1 protein-coding gene is annotated in these 2,926 nt (G+C 55.4%); it reads right to left on the reverse strand.

All coding sequences use genetic code 11. From position 1 onward, the window contains the following. Positions 1-119: 119 nt before the first annotated feature. On the reverse strand, positions 120-2,813 hold the full coding sequence (rnr, locus tag EAY64_RS19940) for a ribonuclease R (protein ID WP_103526484.1): 2,694 nt from the start codon (positions 2,811-2,813) through the stop codon (positions 120-122). Positions 2,814-2,926 lie beyond the last annotated feature (113 nt).

Here is a 2,926-nt window from a genome sequence, read left to right on the forward strand (position 1 = left end):
GCATACTGAAAACCAGCCTGGCTGGCGCTAAAAGGGGGTCACCGTACGGGCACACACAGCAAAAAACCCGGCTGACGCCGGGCTTTTCTCATCCAATCCTGATCAATACAAGGATAGGGTCACTCTTCACCTGTCTTTTTGTTAACCGTGCGACGACGGCTACGTGGCGCAGCTGGAACTGTAGCCTCTCCAGTAGCGGCTGGCTTGTTGCGCGCACGAGATGGAGCAGGCGTTGCCGCCGACACAGCTGGCGGAACGTCTGAAACTGCTGCGGGCTTACGACGCCGCGCAGGTGCTGGCTTGACGACAGAAGCCTCCGCTGCAACCGGTTCTTGATGACGAGCTGGTGCAGCTGGCGGTTTGCGCCGACCTGCCGGTGACTTCGGCAACGCAGCCGCCGGAGGCATGACAGGCTGCTCGACGACGGGCTCTACCCTCTGACCAACGGGTTTGCGACGCGGTGCGTTGGCCGCAGGTTTTATCGCCTCGGCGCTGGCACCCGCATGTCGGCCATGACGGGTACGACCATGACCACCTTGCCCGGCCTGCTTGTGATTATTATTGCCACCACGATGTCCATGCTTTTGCTGTTCGCGCTTGGCGGAGTGGGTCGGCGGAGTCGACAACCCTGCTTCGGTCGTTTCACGCACTAGTGCAAAGTCAACTTGTGCAGTCTCCAGATTGGCGCTCATGACTTTCACCGTCAATGTGTCACCCAAACGGTACTGCACCCCACTCTTCTCCCCGACGATAGCCTGGATATCCTTACGGAAGTGGAAGTAATCCTTGCCCAGTTCGGAAATGTGCACCAGACCTTCGGCATAAACATTGTCCAGCAGAACGAACACACCAAAGCTGGTCACCGCACTGATTTTGCCCTGGAAGATTTCGCCAATCTTGTCCTGCATATAATAAGTCTTGAGCCAGGACTCGACATCGCGACTGGCGTCATCGGCACGCCGCTCGGTCATCGAGCAATGCATGCCAAGTTGCGCCCACTTGCCCGGTTTGTACTTTCCACCTTGCAATACCGCTTTAATGGAGCGATGTACCAATAAGTCAGGGTAGCGACGAATCGGCGAGGTGAAATGGGTATAAGCCTCATACGCCAGGCCAAAGTGACCATTGTTATCTGGGGTATAAACCGCTTGCTGCATGGAACGCAGCAGCATGGTCTGCAAGACAGGCGCATCCGGGCGACCGTGAATCTGCTCAGCCAGCTTGGCGTAGTCTTTAGCCGAAGGCTTATCATTGCCACCCAGCGTCAGACCAACCAGTTGCAGATAGTTACGCAGGTTTTCCAGTTTCTCCGGCGTTGGGCCTTCATGCACGCGGTAGAGGCATTTCTGTTTGCTCTTGAGCAGGAAGTCAGCCGCGCAAACATTGGCAGAAAGCATGCACTCTTCAATCAGGCGGTGTGCATCGTTGCGAACGACCGGGACAATCTTGTCGATTTTGCCCTGCTCGTTGAAGATCATCTGGGTTTCAACCGAGTCAAACTCAATCGCACCACGTTTGGCACGGGCAGCCAGCAAAACCTTGAACAGACTATAGAGTGTCTGGATATTCGGCAGCAGCGCATTATCCGTGCCATGCTGTATCCAGTCCCACACCTGGGTATAAGTCAGGCGCGCCTTGGACAACATCACCGCCGGATAGAACTGATAGCGCTTGACCTCACCCTTGCCGTTGATCTGCATGTCACACACCATACACAGGCGTTCGACATCGGGATTCAGCGAACAGATGCCATTGGACAGCGCCTCAGGCAACATCGGAATGACACGCCGGGGGAAGTAAACCGAGGTGCCACGCTCCAATGCCTCGGTATCAAGCGCATCACCAGGCTGAACATAGTGGCTGACATCGGCAATGGCAACGATCAGACGGAAACCCTTGCCCTGCTTCTCGGCATAGACCGCATCGTCGAAATCGCGCGCGGTTTCACCATCAATCGTCACCAACGGCAAATGGCGCAGATCGACGCGATCAGCGGTGAGATCTTTTTTGCGGACTTTTTTGGGCGTTGCCTTGGCCTGGGCTAGCACATCCTCAGCGAATTCATGCGGCAAGGCATGCTTGCGCAAGGCGATTTCAATTTCCATACCGGGGTCAGCGTAATTACCCAGCACTTCGACCACCTGAGCTACCGGCTGACGGTAGGCATCCGGATACTGCAGGATTTCCACCATCACTACCTGGCCGTGTTTGGCTTCACCCTGACTACCCGGCTCAATCAAAATTTGATGACTGATACGGCGATCTTCCGGCGTGACGATCCATACACCACGCTCGAGGTGGATACGGCCTACCAGTTTGCTGACGGCGTGATCCAGCACCTCGACGATCTTGCCTTCCTGCCGGCCACGCCGGTCCACGCCAGATGGCCGCACCAGAACCCGGTCACCATGCATGGCTTTTTTCATTTCACGCTCTGGCAGGAAGATGTCCACGCCAGTGCCTTCGCCCTCATCTGGCAAGCCGAAGCCAAAACCATCGCGGTGGCCGGAAACCTTGCACTTGATCAGGTCGAGTTTTTCTGCGGCGCAGATCGCGCCTTTGCGATTAATGATGATCTGACCTTCACGCTCCATCGCCAGCAGGCGGCGCTCGAAGAAGCCCAGTTCGTTATTCTGGATAGACAACATAGCGGCCAGCTCATCCGGGAACAGCGGCACACCACGTTCTTCCAGGAGTTTCAGAACAAACTCCCGGCTAGGTAAGGGATTGGAATATTTGAGTTTTTCTCGTTCCAAGAAAGGATCCTGCTGACGCAGGGATGTATTTTTTTGTTTTTTTGCAGATTGGGCCATTGACACCCTCAGAAACTTGTTTATAATTCGCATCTCGTTGCAGCACTACAGCAACAGAATGATACAGCAAAGCAGTGCCCAGGTGGCGGAATTGGTAGACGCACTAGGTTCAG

This window comes from Aquitalea palustris, from assembly GCF_003693445.1.
GTDB classification, from domain to species: Bacteria; Pseudomonadota; Gammaproteobacteria; order Burkholderiales; family Chromobacteriaceae; genus Aquitalea; species Aquitalea palustris.

Excerpts from the sequence above, each read along its gene's own strand:
- rnr (WP_103526484.1), bottom strand. The coding sequence starts at position 2,813 with ATGGCCCAATCTGCAAAAAAACAAAAAAATACATCCCTGCGTCAGCAG.